The sequence below is a fragment of the Streptomyces violaceus genome (assembly GCF_036014075.1).
Taxonomy (GTDB): domain Bacteria; phylum Actinomycetota; class Actinomycetes; order Streptomycetales; family Streptomycetaceae; genus Streptomyces; species Streptomyces violaceus.
The window spans coordinates 6,597,330-6,616,396 of sequence record NZ_CP107911.1; the positions used below are offsets into that span (position 1 = coordinate 6,597,330).

Genomic DNA, 19,067 nt, shown 5'->3' on the forward strand with positions numbered 1-19,067 from the left:
CTGGTCGCGCAGTTCCCACGCCCCTGAGAACAGGGCGTTCAGCTCACCCGGCGGACCGTGTACGCCGTTCCCTGTTCCGCCGGTTCCTCGCCGACGTACTCCTGGCCCCGCATCTCGCACCACGCCGGGATGTCCAAGCGCGCCGCCTCGTCGTCGGCGAGGACCCGCACCAGGCCGCCCACCGGCACATCGCCGATGACCTTGGCCAGCTCGATGACGGGGATCGGGCACCGTTTGCCCAGGGAATCCACGACGAGGACGTCCGCCTCGCGTACCACCGCCCCGGGGACCGGAGCGCCCAGCTTCTCCCGCACAGCGGCCACAGCCCGGGGGAGCACCTCCAGGAAGCGCTCCACATCCTCCTCCGCCGCCCCCAGCGGCAGCGACACCCGCACATTGCCCTCGCTCAGCACGCCCATCGCCCGCAGCACATGGCTCGGCGTCAGCGTGCTGCTCGTGCAGGACGATCCGGACGAGACGGAGAACCCCTCCCGGTCCAGCTCGTGCAGCAGCGCCTCTCCGTCGACATAGAGACAGGAGAAGGTGACGACCCCGGGCAGCCGGCGCACCGGATCCCCGACCACCTCGACGTCGGGCACCAGCCCCGGCACCCGAGCCCGGATCCGCTCCGTCAGCTCCCGCAGCCGCGCGGCCTCCCCGGCCGCCTCCGCCCGTACGGCCCGCAGCGACGCCGCCGCGGCCACGATCGCCGGGATGTTCTCGAAACCGGCCGCCCGCCCCGACTCCCGCTCGTCCACCGGCCCTTGCGCCGAGAACCGCACACCCTTCCGCACCACGAGCAACCCGACCCCCGAGGGCCCGCCCCACTTGTGGGCACTGGCCGCGAGCAATGACCAGTCCCCTGCCACCGGACCCCACCCGAGCGACTGCGCGGCATCCACCAGCAACGGCACCCCGGCCTCCCGGCACAGCTCGGCCACCGCCGCGACGGGCTGCTCCGTCCCCACCTCGTGATTGGCCGACTGGAGACAGGCCAGCGCCGTGTCCCCGCGCAGGGCATCGCCGTACGCCGCCGGATCCACCGCCCCGCCCCGGTCGACCGGCACCTGGGTGACGGACCCACCGTCCGCCTCGTGCACCTCGGCCGAATGGAGTACCGAAGAATGTTCGACCGCTGACACGATCAGGTGGCGCCCGGATCGCCGCCGCCCGGCCAGCGCCCCGGCAACCCCCGCATGCACGGCACGCGTTCCGGACGAGGTGAACACCAGCTCGTCCGCCCGGCACCCCACCGCCTCGGCAGCAGCCTCCCGAGCGGCGTCCAACAGCATCCGGGCCCGCCGCCCCTCCCTGTACAGCCGCGCGGGATCCGCCCACCCCTCATCAAGGGAGGCCAGCAGAGCCTGCCGGGCAACAGAATGAAGCGGAGCAGCGGAAGCAGCATCAAAGTAGGCCACACAGCAACGCTAAATCGTCCGGTAGGGAGACGCCCCAAAGGGGCGCGGGGAACTGCGCGACCAGCCACAAACAACCCGCAGCCGCCAAACCAGCGAACCACCCCACCTCATAGGCACCCCTCCTCGAGAACCCCCGGAGGGCGTCGGCTAGGGTTTGGTCCGCATAAACATCCAAACCCCTGCCCGACGCAGGGCGGCGACCGACCAGCGAGAAGGCCAGGCCGCAGCCGATCCGCGCGGGCGAGACTCTCGGGAAGGCGCTACGTGAGTCCCAACGGCTCCGACCGCTCGCCGCGGCGCCCGATGCGGCGGAAGCTGCTGCAGGCACTGACCGCGGGCCTGGTCTTGGCGACAGCCACCGGTTGCTCGTACAACTGGGAAGACTTCCCCCGCCTTGGTATGCCCACCCCGACCACGGAAGAGGCTCCGCGGATCCTCTCCCTGTGGCAGGGGTCCTGGGCGGCTGCGCTCGCCGTTGGCGTGCTGGTGTGGGGTCTGATCCTGTGGAGTGCTTTCTTCCACCGGCGCAGCCGCACCAAGGTCGAAGTTCCCCCACAGACCCGGTACAACATGCCCATCGAGGCGCTGTACACCGTGGTCCCGCTCATCATCGTCTCGGTGCTGTTCTACTTCACCGCCCGCGACGAGTCCGAGCTGCTCAGCCTCAAGAAGAAGCCCGACGTCACGGTCAACGTGGTCGGCTTCCAGTGGAGCTGGTGCTTCAACTACGTCGAGCCCGTCGCGGGTTCCACCGGTGACGCCAAGACCTCCAAGGACCTGGACGCGATCCCGGACCGGTTCAAGGAGGACTTCCCGGCCAACGCCGGCGGCGCCTACGACTGCGGTACCCCCGGTACGCGGAACCCGCAGACCAACAACCCCGGTCCGACGCTCTGGCTGCCCAAGGGCAAGACGGTCCGCTTCGTGCTGACCTCGCGTGACGTCATCCACTCCTTCTGGGTCGTGCCGTTCCTGATGAAGCAGGACGTCATCCCGGGCCACACCAACGCCTTCGAGGTGACCCCCAACAAGGAGGGCACCTTCCTGGGCAAGTGCGCCGAGCTCTGCGGCGTCGACCACTCTCGGATGCTGTTCAACGTGAAGGTCGTCTCCCCCGAGCGCTACGAGCAGCACCTCAAGGACCTCGTGGACAAGCAGCAGAACGGTTACGTTCCTGCCGGCATCGCGCAGACGAGCCACGAGAAGAACCGGGAGACGAACAACCTGTGAGCATCCTCAACGAACCCCAGGGTGCCGCGGCAGCAGGGTCCCACTACCAGGACGAGCTGCCGGTCAGGCGCCAGAACCGCGGCAGTGTCGTGGTCAAGTGGCTGACGACGACGGACCACAAGACGATCGGCACGATGTACCTGATTACATCGTTCGCCTTCTTCGTCATCGGTGGCGTGATGGCGCTGTTCATGCGCGCCGAGCTGGCCCGGCCGGGTCTGCAGATCATGTCGAACGAGCAGTTCAACCAGGCGTTCACGATGCACGGCACGATCATGCTGCTGATGTTCGCGACGCCGCTGTTCGCCGGCTTCGCGAACTGGATCATGCCGCTGCAGATCGGCGCGCCCGACGTGGCGTTCCCGCGGCTGAACATGTTCGCCTACTGGCTGTACCTGTTCGGCTCGCTCATCGCGGTCGGTGGCTTCCTGACGCCGCAGGGCGCGGCCGACTTCGGCTGGTTCGCCTACAGCCCGCTCTCGGACGCCGTCCGCTCCCCGGGTATCGGCGCCGACATGTGGATCATGGGTCTGGCCTTCTCGGGCTTCGGCACGATCCTCGGCTCGGTCAACTTCATCACCACGATCATCTGCATGCGCGCTCCGGGCATGACGATGTTCCGCATGCCGATCTTCGTGTGGAACGTGCTGCTGACCGGTGTGCTGGTCCTGCTCGCCTTCCCGGTCCTCGCGGCCGCGCTGTTCGCCCTGGAGGCGGACCGCAAGTTCGGCGCCCACATCTTCGACTCCGCCAACGGCGGCGCGTTGCTGTGGCAGCACCTCTTCTGGTTCTTCGGGCATCCAGAGGTGTACATCATCGCGCTGCCGTTCTTCGGCATCATCAGTGAGGTCATTCCGGTCTTCTCCCGTAAGCCGATGTTCGGTTACACGGGTCTGATCGGGGCGACGATCGCGATCGCGGGTCTGTCCGTGACGGTGTGGGCCCACCACATGTACGTCACCGGCGGTGTGCTGTTGCCGTTCTTCTCCTTCATGACCTTCCTGATCGCGGTACCGACCGGTGTGAAGTTCTTCAACTGGATCGGCACCATGTGGAAGGGCTCGTTGTCCTTCGAGACACCGATGCTGTGGGCGACCGGCTTCCTGATCACCTTCACCTTCGGTGGTCTGACGGGCGTCATCCTGGCCTCGCCGCCGATGGACTTCCACGTCTCCGACTCGTACTTCGTGGTGGCGCACTTCCACTACGTCGTCTTCGGCACCGTGGTCTTCGCGATGTTCTCCGGCTTCCACTTCTGGTGGCCGAAGTGGACCGGCAAGATGCTCGACGAGCGCCTCGGCAAGATCACCTTCTGGACGCTGTTCATCGGCTTCCACGGCACGTTCCTGGTCCAGCACTGGCTGGGTGCCGAGGGCATGCCGCGTCGTTACGCGGACTACCTCGCGGCCGACGGCTTCACCGCGCTGAACACGATCTCGACGATCAGCTCGTTCCTGCTCGGCATGTCGATCCTGCCGTTCTTCTACAACGTGTGGAAGACGGCCAAGTACGGCAAGCCGGTCGGCGTCGACGACCCGTGGGGCTACGGCCGCTCCCTGGAGTGGGCCACCTCCTGCCCGCCGCCGCGGCACAACTTCATCACCATGCCGCGGATCCGCAGTGAATCCCCGGCGTTCGACCTGCACCACCCGGAGATCGCTGCTCTCGACCAGCTCGAGAACGTGGGCCACGGCGACAAGGCCCTCGCTGGCGGCAAGGAGGCCGGCAAGTGAAGATCCAGGGCAAGATGTTCATGTGGCTGAGCTTCTTCGTCCTCGTCATGGCGGTCGTCTATGGCGTGTGGTCGAAGGAGCCGGCCGGTACCACGGCCCTCTTCCTGACCTTCGGCCTGTGCATCATGATCGGCTTCTACCTCGGCTTCACGGCCAGGCGGGTCGACGTGGGCGCGCAGGACAACAAGGAGGCGGACGTCGCGGACGACGCCGGCGAGGTCGGGTTCTTCAGCCCGCACAGCTGGCAGCCGCTCTCCCTGGCCATCGGTGGCGCCCTCGCCTTCCTGTCGGTCGCCATCGGCTGGTGGCTGCTGTACTTCTCGCTGCCGATCGTCCTGATCGGCATCTGGGGCTGGGTCTTCGAGTACTACCGCGGTGAGAACCGCACCCAGTAACACGCGCCGAGCGATTCAGAGGCCCGGACACTCCGCGAGGAGCGTCCGGGCCTCTGCTTTCTGCCGCAATATGTGTCACTCGTACGAGTCTCTCGGCGTGCCGCTGTTGACGGGGCTTCCTAGCGTGAGGTCATGAGCCACACAGCGATATCCCGGCCCCGCACCGTCGTCAGTTGCACGCTGCTGGTGATAGCCCTCTGCGCGGGCGTCACCGCCTGCGGCTCGGACGGCAACCCGCTCTCCCACCGCCCCTACGACGCGGCGGACCAGATCTCCTTCAACGGCCCCTCCGAGGGCCGTAAGAAGGCCGACCCGGACAAGCCCCTGGAAGTGGTCGCCGAGGACTCCGACGGGCGCATCACGGACGTCACGGCCTACGACGCCGCCGGACGCTACCTGGCGGGCGAACTGGCCGCCGACGGCAGCCGCTGGCACAGCACCGCACCGCTCGCCGCCAACGCCGGCTACACGGTCCGTGTGAGCACCGAGGACGAGGACGGGGCCCCCGGCCGCAAGGTCCTCACCTTCGACACCGGCAAGCCCACCACCAAGAAGCGCCTGGACGTCGCCTTCGGCCCCAAGGCGGGCACCTACGGCGTCGGCCAGCCCGTCACCGCCGAGCTGAGCCGGCCCGTCAAGGACAGGGCCCAGCGGGCCGTCGTCGAACGCGCGCTCAAGGTCTCCTCCATGCCCGCGGTGGACGGCGCCTGGCACTGGGTCGACGACAAGAAGCTCCACTACCGCCCGAAGGACTACTGGCCCGCACAGGCCACCGTCCAGGTCCGCAGCAACCTGGAGGGCATCAAGATCGGCGACCGTCTGTGGGGCGGCGGCAAGGCCAAGCCGCTGACGATCAGCACCGCCGACAAGCTGATAGCCGTCACGGACGCCTCGGCCCACCAGATGACGGTCTACAAGAACGACGAGATCATCCGCCAGATACCGGTCACCACGGGTATGCCCGGCTACGACACCCGCAACGGCGTCAAGGTCGTCCTGGCCAAGGAAGGCACCGTCCGCATGACCAGCGCCAGCATCGGCGCCGCGGACTTCTACGACCTGATCGTCCACCACTCCGTGCGCGTCACCAACAGCGGCGAGTACGTCCACGCCGCCCCCTGGTCGGTCGGCTCCCAGGGCGCGGCCAACGTCAGCCACGGCTGCACCGGCATGAGCACCGAGAACGCCGCGTGGTTCTACGACACCGTACGCGAGGGTGACATCGTCAAGGTCATCAACTCCGGCGGAGACACCATGACCCCCTTCGGCAACGGCTTCGGCGACTGGAACCTCGACTGGACGAAGTGGCGCACGGGCAGCGCCCTCCTCGGCGGCACCCCGGACGGCCCGGCAGCGGCCGACAGGGCCCGACTGCGCCCACAGAGCGTCTGAACGCCCTCAGGGCATCGCCTCAGGGGCGCGGGGAACTGCGCGAACAACCCCCACGGCCCGCAGCCGCCACACAACCCTCAGGTCCCGAGCCCCTAGGCGTTCAAAGCCTTCTTCTCCCGCAGCAAAGAAGCCAGGGCGGCCGCGAACTCCACCGGCTCCACCGGCAGGGTCACCGCACTCTCGGCCCGGCTCCAGGTCGCGAGCCACGCGTCCTGCGGCCGCCCGATCAGCAGCAGTACCGGCGGGCAGTCGAACACCTCGTCCTTGATCTGCCGGCAGAGCCCCATGCCCCCCATCGGCACGGCCTCACCGTCCAGCACACAGACATCGATCCCACCCCGGTCCAGCTCCTTGAGCACCGCGGCCGGAGTCGCACACTCCAGGAACTCGACCACAGGGACGTCCGGCGCCGGCCGCCGTCCCGTGGCGAGCCGCACCTGCTCGCGGGTGTTGGAGTCGTCGCTGTAGACCAGCACCGTGGCGGTCGGCTGCATTGTTCCTCCGTGACGTCAGCGTCGTAAGGACAGGCCCGATGGGCGGGATGCTACTCCCTTGAACACCACGTCAACACCGGTACGACAGGCGAAGACACTCCGAACGGCACCCCCCGGAGTGAGGGCGGGATAAGCGACCGACATAATGTCGGTCGTGGCGACAGCAACGACAGCAGAAACCGGGCACGCGCACCCGTCGGTCAACCGGCCGAACCTCACCAGCGTCGGAACCATCATCTGGTTGAGTTCCGAGCTGATGTTCTTCGCGGCCCTCTTCGCGATGTACTTCACCCTGCGATCGGTGACGGGTCCTGATCACTGGAAGGAGATGGCTGCCCATCTCAACTTCCCGTTCTCGGCGACGAACACCACCATCCTGGTGCTCTCCTCGCTCACCTGCCAGCTCGGCGTCTTCGCCGCCGAGCGCGGTGATGTGAAGAAGCTCCGGATGTGGTTCATCGTCACCTTCGTGATGGGTGCGATCTTCATCGGCGGTCAGGTCTTCGAGTACACGGAGCTGGTCAAGGACGCGGGCCTGTCCCTGTCCTCCGACCCGTACGGCTCGGTGTTCTACCTGACCACCGGCTTCCACGGCCTGCACGTGACGGGCGGTCTCATCGCCTTCCTGCTGGTCCTCGGCCGGACCTACGCCGCCAGCAGGTTCACCCATGAGCAGGCGACCGCCGCGATCGTCGTGTCCTATTACTGGCACTTCGTCGATGTCGTCTGGATCGGCCTCTTCGCCACGATCTACATGATCAAGTAGCAGGGCCCGCATCCACGCGTGCTCGACGAAGCGCGCATCCCAGAAGCATCGACGCAGAAGATCCTGACACCGGGGTAATCCGTGAAAAAGCTCTCCGCACGACGACGCCACCCGCTGGCGGCGCTCGTCGTCCTACTCCTCGCGCTGGCATGCACCGGGGGGCTGTATGCCGTGTTCGCACCGACGAGCCCGGCGAAGGCCGACGAAACCGCCCAGTCCCTCACCATCGAGGAGGGCAAGAAGCTCTACTCGGTCGGTTGCGCCAGTTGCCACGGCACCGGCGGTCAGGGCACCTCCGACGGGCCGAGCCTGGTGGGTGTGGGCGCCGCGGCCGTCGACTTCCAGGTGGGCACGGGCCGCATGCCGGCCGCCACCTCGCAGGGCCCGCAGGTCCCGGCGAAGAAGAACATCTACTCGCAGGCCGAGATCGACCAGCTCGCGGCGTACATCGCCTCGCTGGGCGCCGGTCCGTCCGTCCCGACGGAGGAGCAGTACGGCCCCGAGGGTGCCGACATCGCCGAGGGCGGTGAGCTGTTCCGCACCAACTGCGCGCAGTGCCACAACTTCACCGGCAAGGGCGGCGCGCTGACGCACGGCAAGTACGCGCCGACCCTCGAGGGCGTCTCCGCGAAGCACCTCTACGAGGCCATGCAGACCGGCCCGCAGAACATGCCGTCCTTCCCCGACACCACGCTGTCGGAGGAGAACAAGAAGGACATCATCGCTTACCTCGACGCGGTCAACAGCGACAAGACCGAGAGCCCCGGCGGCCTCGAGCTCGGCGGCCTCGGGCCGGTCAGCGAGGGCCTGTTCGGCTGGATCTTCGGTCTCGGCGGACTGATCGCCGTCGCCGTGTGGGTCGCCGCCCGGACCGCAAAGGCCAAGAAGTCATGAGTAGCCAAGACATTCCAGAAGAGAACCTGCCCGCCGAGCACGCGGGACGTGACGAGCACGGGCACGACGCGGTGAGCGTCCCGGACGACAAGCACCCGTTCGCCGACCCGGGCCTGCCTCCCCACGAGCACCGGGTCCAGGACGTCGACGAGCGGGCCGCCAAGCGGTCCGAGCGTTCGGTCGCCCTGCTGTTCACGATGTCGATGCTGGCCACCGTCGCCTTCATCGCCGCGTTCGTGGCGATCCCGGTCGACAAGTCGGTCTTCATCTTCCCGCTGGGTCACATCAGCGCGCTGAACTTCGCGCTGGGCATGACGCTCGGCATCGCGCTGTTCTGCATCGGCGCGGGCGCCGTCCACTGGGCGCGCACCCTGATGTCCGACGTGGAGGTCGCCGACGAGCGGCACGCGATCGCGGCGACGCCCGAGGTCCGCGAGAAGGTCTTCGCGGACTTCAAGCAGGGCGCCAAGGAGTCCGCGCTCGGCCGCCGCAAGCTGATCCGCAACACCATGCTCGGCGCGCTCACGCTGGTGCCGCTCTCCGGCGTCGTGCTGCTGCGCGACCTCGGCCCGCTGCCCGGCACCAAGCTCCGCCACACGCTGTGGTCCAAGGGCAAGCTGCTCGTCAACATGAACACGAACGAGCCGCTGCGTCCGTCCGACGTCGCGGTCGGCTCGCTGACCTTCGCCAAGCCCGAGGGCCTGGAGGAGCACGACCACGAGTTCCAGAACGAGATCGCCAAGGCCGCCCTGATGATCGTCCGGATCCAGCCGGAGAACATCAAGGACAAGCGCGAGCTCGAGTGGTCGCACGAGGGCATCGTCGCGTACTCGAAGATCTGCACCCACGTCGGTTGCCCGATCTCCCTGTACGAGCAGCAGACGCACCACGTGCTCTGCCCCTGCCACCAGTCCACCTTCGACCTCTCCGACGGTGCCCGAGTGATCTTCGGTCCCGCCGGTCACGCCCTGCCGCAGCTCCGCATCGGCGTGAACGACGAGGGCTACCTCGAGGCGCGCGGCGACTTCGAAGAGCCCGTCGGCCCTGCTTTCTGGGAGCGCGGATGAGCACTGCACAAGAACGACGCAAGGCGCCCGCGGGTGAGCGGGTCGCCGACTGGGCCGACGGCCGCCTCGGGATCTACTCCCTGGCCAAGGCCAACATGCGCAAGATCTTCCCGGACCACTGGTCCTTCATGCTGGGTGAGATCTGCCTCTACAGCTTCATCATCATCATCCTCACGGGTGTGTATCTGACGCTGTTCTTCCACCCGTCGATGAACGAGGTGGAGTACCACGGCAGTTACGTCCCGCTCCAGGGGCAGCTGATGTCGGAGGCGTTCGCCTCCACCCTGGACATCAGCTTCGACGTCCGCGGCGGTCTGCTGATCCGGCAGATCCACCACTGGGCGGCGATCATCTTCCTCGCCGGCATGTTCGTGCACATGATGCGCGTCTTCTTCACCGGCGCGTTCCGCAAGCCGCGTGAGATCAACTGGATGTTCGGCTTCCTGCTGTTCGTCCTGGGCATGTTCACCGGTTTCACCGGCTACTCGCTCCCGGACGACCTGCTCTCCGGCACCGGTGTCCGCTTCACGCAGGGCGCGATCCTGTCCGTGCCGATCGTGGGCACGTACATCTCGATGTTCCTGTTCGGCGGGGAGTTCCCGGGCACCGACTTCGTCGCCCGGTTCTACTCGATCCACATCCTGCTGCTGCCGGGCATCATGCTCGGGCTCGTGGTCGGCCACCTGATCCTGGTCTTCTACCACAAGCACACCCAGTTCGCGGGTCCCGGACGGACCAACAAGAACGTCGTCGGCATGCCGCTGCTGCCGGTCTACATGGCCAAGGCCGGAGGCTTCTTCTTCCTGGTCTTCGGTGTCATCTCGGCCCTCGCCGGCATCGCGACGATCAACCCGATCTGGGTCCTGGGCCCCTACCGTCCCGACCAGGTGTCGACCGGCGCCCAGCCCGACTGGTACATGGGCTTCGCCGAGGGCCTGATCCGTGCGATGCCGGGCTGGGAGGTCAACTTCTGGGGTCACACGCTCGTCCTGGGCGTGTTCATCCCGCTGGTGCTCTTCGGTGTCTTCCTCGGGATCATCGCCCTCTACCCGTTCATCGAGTCGTGGGTCACCGGGGACAAGCGCGAGCACCACATCCTGGACCGGCCGCGCAACGCCCCGACCCGTACCGGTGTCGGTGTCGCGTGGGTCACCGGTTACATCATCATGCTGATCGGCGGTGGCAACGACATCGTCGCCACGCACTTCCATCTGTCGATCAACACGGTCACCTGGTTCGTCCGGATCGGGTTCTTCCTCGGACCGGTCGTCGCGTTCATCGTCACCAAGCGCATCTGCCTCGGCCTGCAGCGCCGGGACAAGGAGAAGGTGCTGCACGGCCGCGAGTCGGGCATCATCAAGCGCCTTCCGCACGGTGAGTTCATCGAGGTGCACGAGCCGCTCAGCCAGGAGCAGATGTACACGCTCACCGCGCACGAGCAGTACCAGCCGGCCGAGATCGGCCCGACGGTCGACGAGAACGGTGTCGAGCGCAAGGTGAAGGGCTCCGAGAAGCTGCGCGCCAAGCTCAGCGAGTCCTACTACGGCGAGGGGGCCCAGATCCCCAAGCCCACCGCCGAGGAGTACCGGGAGATCACGAGCGGCCACGGCCACCACTGATCACTGCTTCGCCACGCCACAGAAGGGCCTCGTCCGGTGTTCGGACGGGGCCCTTCGTGGTGCCCGGGGCTGGATAGGGTGGGACCACTGCTTTTACGCGACGTACGACGACCCAGGAGCGGCTGATGAGCGCTGTGACCCCCGCTGGAGGCGACACCGCGGCGGGCCGCTCCTGGCCCGCCCTGCTGAACGGCCTGCTGGACGGCAGGCACCTGAGCGCGGACGACACCGCCTGGGCGATGGACCTGATCATGCGCGGCGAGGCGACCGAGGCGCAGATCGCGGGCTTCGTGGTGGCCCTGCGGGCCAAGGGCGAGACGGTCGAGGAGATCAACGGCCTCGTCCGGACGATGTACGAGCACGCGAACGTGATCGAGGTGCCCGGGGCGACGGTCGACATCGTCGGCACGGGCGGTGACGGCGCCAAGACGGTCAACATCTCCACGATGTCCTCGATCGTCGTCGCCGGCACGGGCGCGAAGGTCGTCAAGCACGGCAACCGGGCCGCGTCCTCGGCGTCCGGGGCCTCCGACGTGCTGGAGAAGCTCGGGGTCAATCTGGAGCTCCCCCTGCACCGGGTCGCGGAGGTCGCCGAGGAGGCCGGGATCACCTTCTGCTTCGCGGTGAAGTTCCACCCGGCCCTGCGCCACGCGGGCGCCGCTCGCGGCCAGCTGGGCATCCGTACGGTCTTCAACGCGCTCGGCCCGCTGACCAACCCGGCCCGGGTGCGGTCCCAGGCCGTCGGCGTGGCGGACCCGCGCATGGCGCCGATCGTGGCGGGCGTCTTCGCCGAGCGCGGCAACTCCTCCCTGGTCTTCCGGGGCGACGACGGCCTGGACGAACTGACCACCACGGCCACGTCCCGGGTGTGGATCGTCCGGGACGGCACGGTGACCGAGGAGCCCTTCGACCCGCGTGACGTGGGCCTCGAACTGGTCCCCGTGGAGGCCCTGCGCGGCGCGGACGCCTCCTACAACGCCGAGGTCGCCCGCCGCCTGCTGGAGGGCGAGACCGGGCCGGTCCGCGACGCGGTCCTGCTGAACTCGGCGGCCGCGCTGGTGGCTCTGGAGCCGACGGCGGCACCCCTGGCCGACCAGGTCCGTGCCGGGATGGCGAAGGCGGCGGAGTCGATCGACTCGGGGGCGGCGAAGCGGACCCTGGAGCGCTGGGTGGCCGCGAGCAACACCTAGCGGATCCCGTACGGCGTCCCGCGATCCGGACTCGGGTTGCGGGACGCCGATCTTTTCGCGTACTTTCCTGATCAGGTCATGAGTGACAGTCACAAGGCCCCGGCCGACTGTCCGGCAACCCTCCGTCCGTGGCGGGGTGCCCCGGGTGAAGACCGGGCCGCAGGCAGCGAGGTCTGTGGCAAGCGCGTGACGAGGAGTCTCCCGTGAACCAGCGAATGCGATAGGGCCGCAGAGCCCCGCCTCCGCACCCCCTTCTTCCTTCACCCCCGCTTGTAGCCGTGCGTGCTCGCGGGCGGATTCCACCTGCCTTCACGGGAGTTCACCCATGTCCGTCTCCACCGCTGTCGCCGATCAGTCCGTTTGTGCCTCGCTGCCCGTTCTCGGCCGGGATGTCACCGTGCCGCTCGTGACCGGGGGCGAGGTCACCTACGCCGCGCTCGACTACGCCGCCAGCGCCCCGGCGCTCCAGCGCGTCTGGGACGACGTCGCCGCCTACGCGCCGTACTACGGCAGCGTCCACCGCGGTGCCGGGTACCTGTCCCAGCTGTCGACCGACCTCTTCGAGAACGCCCGGCGGACCGTCGCGGAGTTCCTCGGCTGCCGGGACGGTGACCAGGTGGTGTTCACGCGGTCCACCACCGACTCCCTGAACCTCCTCGCCGCCGCGCTCCCGGCCGACTGCCAGGTCTTCGTCTTCGAGACCGAGCACCACGCCTCCCTGCTGCCGTGGCGGAACGCGCGCGTCACCTACCTCGACGCCCCGAGCAGCCCGCGGCAGGCCGTCGAGACCCTGGAGCGCGCCCTCGCCGACCGGACTGTGCCGATTGAGGGGGACTACGGACCGGCCCTCGTCTGCGTCACCGGCGCCTCGAACGTCACCGGCGAGCTGTGGCCCGTACGGGAACTCGCGGCGGCCGCGCACGCCCACGGCGCCCGGATCGTGCTGGACGCCGCCCAGCTGGCCCCGCACCACCCGGTGTCCGTCGCGGACCTCGACGTCGACTGGGTCGCCTTCTCCGGGCACAAGCTGTACGCGCCGTTCGGTTCCGGGGTCCTGGCCGGGCGCGCCGACTGGCTGCGGGAGGCGGACCCCTACCTCGCGGGCGGCGGTGCCTCGCGGAAGGTGGCGCGGCGCAGCGACGGCGGCGTCGACGTGGAGTGGCACGAGAGCGCCGCCCGTCACGAGGCCGGCTCCCCGAACGTCATCGGCGCCTACTCCATCGCCTCCGCCTGCACGGCGCTCACCGAGGCCGGGTTCGACAACCTGGTCGCGCGCGAGCAGTACCTGATCGAGAAGGTGCGTACGGGCCTCGCCGAGGTGCCCGAGGTCCGGATCCTCTCCCTCTTCGGTGACGACGCCCCGCGGGTCGGCGTCATCTCCTTCGTCGTCGAGGGCTGGAACAGCTCCCACTTCGCCGCCGCCCTCTCCGCCGAGTACGGCATCGGGGTGCGGGACGGGCTGTTCTGCGCCCACCCCCTCCTCCGGACGCTGCTGGGCAGCGACCCGCAGACCCAGGGCGAGTGCGGCGCACCGGAGGCGGCTCCCGGCGAGAAGTCCCTCAACGCCATCCGGGTGAGCTTCGGCGCGGGCACGCCCGACGAGCACGTCGAGCGGTTCGTCGACGCCGTGCGGGAGCTGGTCCAGGACGGCGCGCGGTGGAACTACCGCACGGAGGACGGCCGTTGCGTCCCGGACACCTCCGCGTGAGCCGGTAGCCGGGCACCCAGCAGGATCATTCCCAGGGCGCGTTCGGTCGCGTCCGTGAGGAGTTCGGAGGCCCGCACCAGGGCCTCCGCCAGGGCCATCGGCGCCGGCAGGATGCCGCTGAACGCGTCCACGCCCGGCACCTCGTGCGCGCCCTCACCGAGCGTGCCCGCCAGGGCCAGCACAGGACGGCCGTAGAGCTTGGCCCGGCGGGCCACCTCGGCCGGGACCTTGCCGCGCGGTGTCTGGTGGTCCAGGGCGCCCTCGGCGGTGACGACCAGGTCGGCGCGGGCGAGGCGGGTGTCCAGGTCGAGATGGTCCAGCAGCACGTCGAAGCGGGGGAGGAGACGGGCGCCGAGGGCGGCGAGGCCGGCTCCCAGACCGCCGGAGGCTCCGGTTCCGGGACCGGAGCGGAGGTCGGTGTCCGGGACGGCGACATCGCGGGTGAGGACGAAGGCCCAGTTCTCCAGGCCGGCCGACAGCTCCTCGACCTGGACGGGCGTCGCGCCCTTCTGTGGGCCGAAGACCCGGGCGACGCCCCGCTCGCCGCACAGCACGTTGTAGGGGTTGCAGGCGACGAGGAGCTCCACGTCGGTGAGGCGGGTGTCCAGGCCGGTCGGGTCGATGCGGTGCAGGCGCGTCAGCTCCCGGCCTCCGGCGGGGAGTTCCTCGCCCTGCTCGTCCAGGAGGCGGGCCCCGAGCGCCTGGAGCGCGCCCGCGCCGCCGTCCGAGGTGCCCGAGTCGCCGCAGCCGACGAGGATCCGCCTCATGCCCCGGTCGAGCGCGGAGCGGATCAGTTCGCCGACGCCGTACGTGGTGGTGGCGCCCGGGTCGCGCAGGTCGCGCGGGACGAGGGAGAGGCCCGCGACCGCCGCCATCTCCACCACCGCCGTGTCCCCGGAGCCCAGCAGGGCGAAGTGGGCGCTGATGGTCTCCCCGATCGGGCCGGTGGCGGGCACGGTGACGAGCCGGCCCCCGGTCGCGGCGGCCAGGGCGACCGCCGTGCCCTCGCCGCCGTCCACCAGCGGGACGAGGTCGATCTCGGCGTCGGGCAGGACACGGCGGACACCCGCGGCGATGGCGTCGGCCGCCGCCTCCGCGGACAGGGACTCCTTGAAACCGCTGGGGGCTACGACGACACGGGTCAGCATGAGGGCTCCTTAACGGGTGACGGACACGCCGAGCAGCGGCCACACCGCGACGGCGAAGAGCAGGACCAGCGCGGCGGTCAGCGGGGCCAGGAAGGCGGACAGCCGCAGCAGGTCGCGCGGGGTGTAGGTGGGCGTGCCGGGGATCTGCGCGAAGAGCGTGACCGGCTTGGCCGAGGCGGGCAGGGTGTGGCAGAAGCCCGCGGCGGCGGTGGAGGCGAGTGCGGCGGCGACCGGGTTGACCCCGACGCCGAGGGCGGCGGCCACGACCAGCGGGACCAGGACCGACGAACGCGCCGAGCGGGACTGCAGGACCAGGTGGGCCGCCGTACTGACGGCGATCACGATCACCAGGAACACCACCGGCGATTCGCCCGTCGGCAGCCCGGAGACCAGCCACTTCGCCGCTCCCGAGTCGGCGAGCGCGACGCCCATCGCCATCGTCGCCGCCATGAACAGCAGCAGCGACCAGGGGACGGTCTTCAGCGCGTCCTTCAGACGGACGGTGCCGAGTGCGGGCGAGGAGGCGATGACCGCGCCGATCAGCGCGACCAGCGCGGGCGGCACCCGGTGCAGCGGCTCACTGCACCACAACAGCACCACCGTGGCGAGGAGCAGGGTGCAGCGCTTCTCGGCCTGGCTCCAGGGGCCGGTCACCGGCTGCTCGCTGTGCTCCTGGATCTGCTCCGGGGTGATACTGACGGGGCCGCGGCGGACCGCCCGGCGGGTCGTCGTCAGCATCACCAGCTCGGCGGCCAGATGGGACGAGGCCACGGCCAGCGGCAGGCCCAGCAGCAGCCACTCCGTGAAGCCGATGTGCTGCCCGGTCGTCTCCCACAGCACCGACACGGTGATCAGATGTGCGCCCGCGCCGATCAGTGTCGCCACCGCCGACAGAAGGATCACGGTCGGAAACAGCAACGCCAGCATCACGACCAGTCGCTTCCGGTCGGCGAGGACCTTGGCGAGGGCGAGGAACACCGGCAGCGCGAGCGCGGCCCGGCCCGAGGTGGCGGGCACCGCGAACGCCGTGACGACCAGGGCGGCCGTCGTGAGGTGCACGAGCTGCCGTACGGTCCGTGCCCCGCTGACCAGGAACACCGCCGCCCGGCCCGCGAGCCCGGTCCGGCTCACCGCGGCCGCCAGCACGAACGCGCAGATCAACAGCCACACCGTCGCATCGCCGAGCGTGCCGAACAGCGTGTCGCTGCTGATCACCCCGGTCACCGTGAGCGCGAGTCCGGCGCCCAGCGCGATATAGGTGTCGTCGATCGACGTCCCGATCCAGGCACAGGTCGCGAAGACGAACACGGCGAGCGTGAAACGGGCGTCCGCACCGAGCTCGGGGAAGTTGCCGGGGACAGCGAGCAGCGCACACAGGGACAGGGCCCCGCACAGGGCGGTGGCGGAGCGCAGATTCAGGGTCACGCCATCGACGATCGGCGAGAGCGGTGAGCCCTCCATGAGCCTCACATGAAGGAGTTTTCACACGCCTTCAGGGGCGCGGGGCTGTATCAATATGCGGCTCCGCCGCGTGGGCGCGAACAACCACAACGAACCCGCACCTCGCAACGGCGCCCGAGTGGCACTACGGCAACCGATACCCCATCCCCCGCACCGTCTCCACCCGCTCCGCCCCCAGCTTCTTCCGCAGCGTCCGCACATACACATCCACGATGTTGGACCCCGGATCGAAGTCGTACCCCCACACATGCGACAGGATCTGCTCCCGCGACAGCACCTGCCCGGGATGCCGCAGGAACAGCTCCAGCAGCACGAACTCACGCGCCGTCAGATCGACCGTCCGCTCCCCGGAACGGGCCCGGCGCGTGCGCAGGTCCAGGCTCAGGGAGCCCGACCTGAGCACCGTCACCTCCGGCGCCCGCGCCGCCGTACGGAGCCTCAGCCGTACCCGGGCGAGCAGCTCCTCGAAGCGGAACGGCTTGGTCATCCAGTCGTCGGCACCGCCCTCCAGGCCGGCCACCGTGTCCCGTACGGAGTCCCGCGCGGTCAGCACGATCACCGGTACCGACACCCGCGCCTCGCGCAGCTCGCGCAGGATCGTGAAGCCGTCCCGGCCGGGCAGCCCGATGTCCAGGACGACGAGGTCGAAGCCGCCGGTCAGGGCGTACTCGTATCCCGCGTCGCCGTCGGTGACGACGGTCGTGGTGAAGCCGTTGGAGCGCAGGCCCTTCTCCACGAAGGAGGCGATGCGCTCCTCGTCCTCGACGATGAGGATGCGGTTCACGTGGGGTCCCCTTCCGGTGCCCGGGGTGCGTGCAGAACGAGGGCGAAGCCGGCGCCGCCACCGGGCGTTTCGTAGAGCCGAACCCGGCCCCGGTGGCCCTCGGCGATCGCCTTGACGATGGACAGCCCGAGGCCGGCGCCGGAGCCCCGGGCGCCGCGGCGGGACGTGCCGCGCCGGAAGCGTTCGAAGATCACCTCGGTGTCCTGGGGCTGCACACCGGGCCCGGAGTCGGCGACGTACAGCTCCAGCTCCGGGCCGTCGGTGCGGGAGCCGATGCGGATGGTCTGGCCGGTCGTGGTGTGCTGCACGGCGTTCTGCGCGAGCTGCACCATGGCCTGGGTGATCCGCTGCGGATCCAGCTCGGCCTCCAGATCGGCGACGCCGGTGAGCTGCCAGTCGCGGTCGCCCAGGGTGCGGGCCTTGACGTAGACGTCGGCGGTGAGTTCGGCGACCTGGACCGGCTCCGGGGTGACGAAGTCGGGGCGTTCGGCCTTGGCGAGCAGCAGCAGGTCCTCGACGATGCGGCTCATCCGGTCCAGCTCGTCGGTGACCAGCCGGACCGTCTCCTCGCGTTCGGCCGGGTCGTCACCCATGAGTTCCAGATGGCCGCGCACGATGGTGATGGGGGTACGCAGTTCGTGCCCCGCGTCGTCGACGAACTCGCGCTGGGCGGCGAAGGCCCGCTCCAGCCGGTCGAGCATGCCGTTGAACGTCTCGGCGAGGGCGGCTATGTCGTCGTTGCCGTGCACCGGGATCCGGCGGGTGAGGCCCTGCTCGGTGAGCTGAGCCGCCGCGGTGCGCACCACCCGCACCGGTTTGAGGATCCGCCCGGCGACCGCCCAGGCGATGCCGACGGTCAGCAGCAGGGCGACCCCGGAGATGACGAGCAGCGTGCGGAACATGTCGTTCACCCGCGCCTGCTCGCGTTCCGGGTGGAAGGCGACGACGAATGCGGCGTCCGGCTCCCGGCCCTGCCGGGACACGGTGACCTTCGCCCAGCGGATCTCGCCCTGCGGCCGCTGGAGCACCCCGGAGGACTCGGGCGAGTCGAAGACGGCGCGCTTGGCGCCGGGATCCCGGTGCAGGGGCAGGGCGACGGGCAGGTCGTGCTGCTGGCGGATCTGCCGGGGGCCGCTCCCCGCCCGGCCGACCAGGCCGATCAGCTCCTCGTCCGCGTCGGGGTACTGCCGTTCCAGGAACACCGTCAGCAGCCGGTTCGCGTCGGTGAACGGGCGGCCCGTCTGCGGATCCCCGCCCCGTTCCTCGAAGTTGGCGAACTCGCCGGTCTCCTGGGTGAGCAGGCGGTTGATCCGGTTGTCGACGTCCCGCAGCAGGAACGAGCGGGTGGTCATGGCCACCGAGGCGAGTGCGACCGCCATCACGAGCAGCAGCCAGAGCAGGATGCGGACCCGGGCGGAGACGCGCCGCCGGCCGGGGTCAGTTGTCGGAGCCGGGTCCGTCGTCACCCGGTCCGTCGTCTCCGTCGCCCTGCCCGCGGTCGTCGTCATCATCGTCACTCGCTGAGCTGTCGGTCACCGGAGGCCGCGAGACGACCTCGTCGTCCGGCGTGGGCTTCGGGCTGGGGTCGAGCGTGGAGGTGGGGGTCGGTGTGCTGCTGTCCAGCTCCACCCGCTGGGACGGGACCTTGGGCGACTGAGGGCTGTCCGCGAGGGCGTAACTGGTCGCGGCGATGCCCAGCGGGATCAGCACGACCGCGGAGAGGGCGGCCATACGACGGGAGAATGCCATGGGCCTGATCCTGCGGACG

The 19,067-nt window shown here is 69.4% G+C and carries 17 protein-coding genes and 1 riboswitch; of the genes, 10 read left to right on the forward strand and 7 right to left on the reverse strand.

Annotation, left to right across the window (positions count from 1 at the left end; genetic code table 11):
• Window positions 1–38: 38 nt before the first annotated feature.
• A complete protein-coding gene (locus tag OG542_RS29645; protein ID WP_328414770.1) occupies window positions 39–1,418 on the reverse strand; it encodes a cysteine desulfurase/sulfurtransferase TusA family protein in 1,380 nt (459 codons plus the stop codon).
• A 264-nt stretch (window positions 1,419–1,682) separates the two neighbouring features.
• On the opposite strand from OG542_RS29645, the gene ctaC reads away from it, so the two are divergent.
• The 4 genes from ctaC to OG542_RS29665 all read left to right on the forward strand — a co-directional run bounded on the left by ctaC (window position 1,683) and on the right by OG542_RS29665 (window position 6,168).
• The gene (gene ctaC / locus OG542_RS29650) at window positions 1,683–2,648 is read left to right on the forward strand and encodes an aa3-type cytochrome oxidase subunit II (RefSeq protein WP_311125252.1); all 966 of its coding nucleotides are present in this window, start codon (window positions 1,683–1,685) and stop codon (window positions 2,646–2,648) included.
• The gene (gene ctaD / locus OG542_RS29655; protein WP_310851388.1) at window positions 2,645–4,381 is read left to right on the forward strand and encodes an aa3-type cytochrome oxidase subunit I; all 1,737 of its coding nucleotides are present in this window, start codon (window positions 2,645–2,647) and stop codon (window positions 4,379–4,381) included. Before ctaC ends, ctaD begins: the two co-directional genes overlap by 4 nt.
• The gene (locus OG542_RS29660) at window positions 4,378–4,776 is read left to right on the forward strand and encodes a cytochrome c oxidase subunit 4 (protein WP_189729201.1); all 399 of its coding nucleotides are present in this window, start codon (window positions 4,378–4,380) and stop codon (window positions 4,774–4,776) included. Before ctaD ends, OG542_RS29660 begins: the two co-directional genes overlap by 4 nt.
• Window positions 4,777–4,908: 132 nt before the next feature.
• Window positions 4,909–6,168, forward strand: coding sequence for a L,D-transpeptidase (locus OG542_RS29665; protein WP_328414772.1), 1,260 nt, complete (start codon window positions 4,909–4,911; stop codon window positions 6,166–6,168).
• Window positions 6,169–6,260: 92 nt separating this feature from the next.
• Here OG542_RS29665 and OG542_RS29670 read toward each other — a convergent pair whose 3' ends face one another.
• Window positions 6,261–6,662: a response regulator gene (locus tag OG542_RS29670; RefSeq protein ID WP_311125250.1), complete on the reverse strand. Its 402-nt coding sequence runs from the start codon at window positions 6,660–6,662 to the stop codon at window positions 6,261–6,263.
• Window positions 6,663–6,807: 145 nt separating this feature from the next.
• Here OG542_RS29670 and ctaE point away from each other — a divergent pair, with 145 nt between their 5' ends.
• The 6 genes from ctaE to OG542_RS29700 all read left to right on the forward strand — a co-directional run bounded on the left by ctaE (window position 6,808) and on the right by OG542_RS29700 (window position 13,906).
• Entirely contained in the window at window positions 6,808–7,428 is a 621-nt protein-coding gene (gene ctaE, locus OG542_RS29675; protein ID WP_184596414.1) for an aa3-type cytochrome oxidase subunit III, read from the forward strand.
• An 81-nt stretch (window positions 7,429–7,509) separates the two neighbouring features.
• Window positions 7,510–8,322, forward strand: a complete 813-nt coding sequence (gene qcrC, locus OG542_RS29680; protein WP_311125249.1) for a cytochrome bc1 complex diheme cytochrome c subunit — start codon at window positions 7,510–7,512, stop codon at window positions 8,320–8,322.
• The gene (qcrA, locus tag OG542_RS29685) at window positions 8,319–9,389 is read left to right on the forward strand and encodes a cytochrome bc1 complex Rieske iron-sulfur subunit (protein WP_193480481.1); all 1,071 of its coding nucleotides are present in this window, start codon (window positions 8,319–8,321) and stop codon (window positions 9,387–9,389) included. The genes qcrC and qcrA overlap by 4 nt, the downstream gene beginning before the upstream one ends.
• Window positions 9,386–11,008: a cytochrome bc1 complex cytochrome b subunit gene (gene qcrB, locus OG542_RS29690; protein WP_193480482.1), complete on the forward strand. Its 1,623-nt coding sequence runs from the start codon at window positions 9,386–9,388 to the stop codon at window positions 11,006–11,008. Before qcrA ends, qcrB begins: the two co-directional genes overlap by 4 nt.
• Before the next feature lie 125 nt (window positions 11,009–11,133).
• Window positions 11,134–12,198, forward strand: a complete 1,065-nt coding sequence (trpD, locus tag OG542_RS29695) for an anthranilate phosphoribosyltransferase (protein ID WP_328338035.1) — start codon at window positions 11,134–11,136, stop codon at window positions 12,196–12,198.
• Window positions 12,199–12,272: 74 nt separating this feature from the next.
• Window positions 12,273–12,389, forward strand: a riboswitch (SAM riboswitch).
• 134 nt (window positions 12,390–12,523) lie between these two features.
• On the forward strand, window positions 12,524–13,906 hold the full coding sequence (locus tag OG542_RS29700; protein WP_328414777.1) for an aminotransferase class V-fold PLP-dependent enzyme: 1,383 nt from the start codon (window positions 12,524–12,526) through the stop codon (window positions 13,904–13,906).
• On the opposite strand, the gene OG542_RS29705 is transcribed toward OG542_RS29700, so the two are convergent.
• The 5 genes from OG542_RS29705 to OG542_RS29725 all read right to left on the reverse strand — a co-directional run bounded on the left by OG542_RS29705 (window position 13,861) and on the right by OG542_RS29725 (window position 19,048).
• Window positions 13,861–15,054, reverse strand: a complete 1,194-nt coding sequence (locus tag OG542_RS29705; protein ID WP_328414779.1) for a glycerate kinase — start codon at window positions 15,052–15,054, stop codon at window positions 13,861–13,863. The genes OG542_RS29700 and OG542_RS29705 overlap by 46 nt on opposite strands.
• A 9-nt stretch (window positions 15,055–15,063) precedes the next feature.
• A complete protein-coding gene (locus OG542_RS29710) occupies window positions 15,064–16,479 on the reverse strand; it encodes an SLC13 family permease (protein WP_328414781.1) in 1,416 nt (471 codons plus the stop codon).
• Window positions 16,480–16,639: 160 nt separating this feature from the next.
• A complete protein-coding gene (locus OG542_RS29715) occupies window positions 16,640–17,299 on the reverse strand; it encodes a response regulator transcription factor (protein ID WP_062926395.1) in 660 nt (219 codons plus the stop codon).
• Entirely contained in the window at window positions 17,296–18,807 is a 1,512-nt protein-coding gene (locus OG542_RS29720; RefSeq protein WP_408057877.1) for a sensor histidine kinase, read from the reverse strand. The genes OG542_RS29715 and OG542_RS29720 overlap by 4 nt, the downstream gene beginning before the upstream one ends.
• A complete protein-coding gene (locus tag OG542_RS29725; RefSeq protein WP_311125243.1) occupies window positions 18,737–19,048 on the reverse strand; it encodes a small secreted hydrophilic protein in 312 nt (103 codons plus the stop codon). Before OG542_RS29725 ends, OG542_RS29720 begins: the two co-directional genes overlap by 71 nt.
• Between the last annotated feature and the right edge of the window lie 19 nt (window positions 19,049–19,067).

Coding starts and splice junctions, on each gene's coding strand:
- OG542_RS29705 (WP_328414779.1), bottom strand. CDS start 15,054: ATGCTGACCCGTGTCGTCGTAGCCCCCAGCGGTTTCAAGGAGTCCCTG.
- OG542_RS29670 (WP_311125250.1), bottom strand. CDS start 6,662: ATGCAGCCGACCGCCACGGTGCTGGTCTACAGCGACGACTCCAACACC.
- qcrB (WP_193480482.1), top strand. CDS start 9,386: ATGAGCACTGCACAAGAACGACGCAAGGCGCCCGCGGGTGAGCGGGTC.
- OG542_RS29725 (WP_311125243.1), bottom strand. CDS start 19,048: ATGGCATTCTCCCGTCGTATGGCCGCCCTCTCCGCGGTCGTGCTGATC.
- OG542_RS29700 (WP_328414777.1), top strand. CDS start 12,524: ATGTCCGTCTCCACCGCTGTCGCCGATCAGTCCGTTTGTGCCTCGCTG.
- OG542_RS29665 (WP_328414772.1), top strand. CDS start 4,909: ATGAGCCACACAGCGATATCCCGGCCCCGCACCGTCGTCAGTTGCACG.
- OG542_RS29720 (WP_408057877.1), bottom strand. CDS start 18,807: ATGACGACGACCGCGGGCAGGGCGACGGAGACGACGGACCGGGTGACG.
- qcrA (WP_193480481.1), top strand. CDS start 8,319: ATGAGTAGCCAAGACATTCCAGAAGAGAACCTGCCCGCCGAGCACGCG.
- ctaE (WP_184596414.1), top strand. CDS start 6,808: ATGTCGGTCGTGGCGACAGCAACGACAGCAGAAACCGGGCACGCGCAC.
- trpD (WP_328338035.1), top strand. CDS start 11,134: ATGAGCGCTGTGACCCCCGCTGGAGGCGACACCGCGGCGGGCCGCTCC.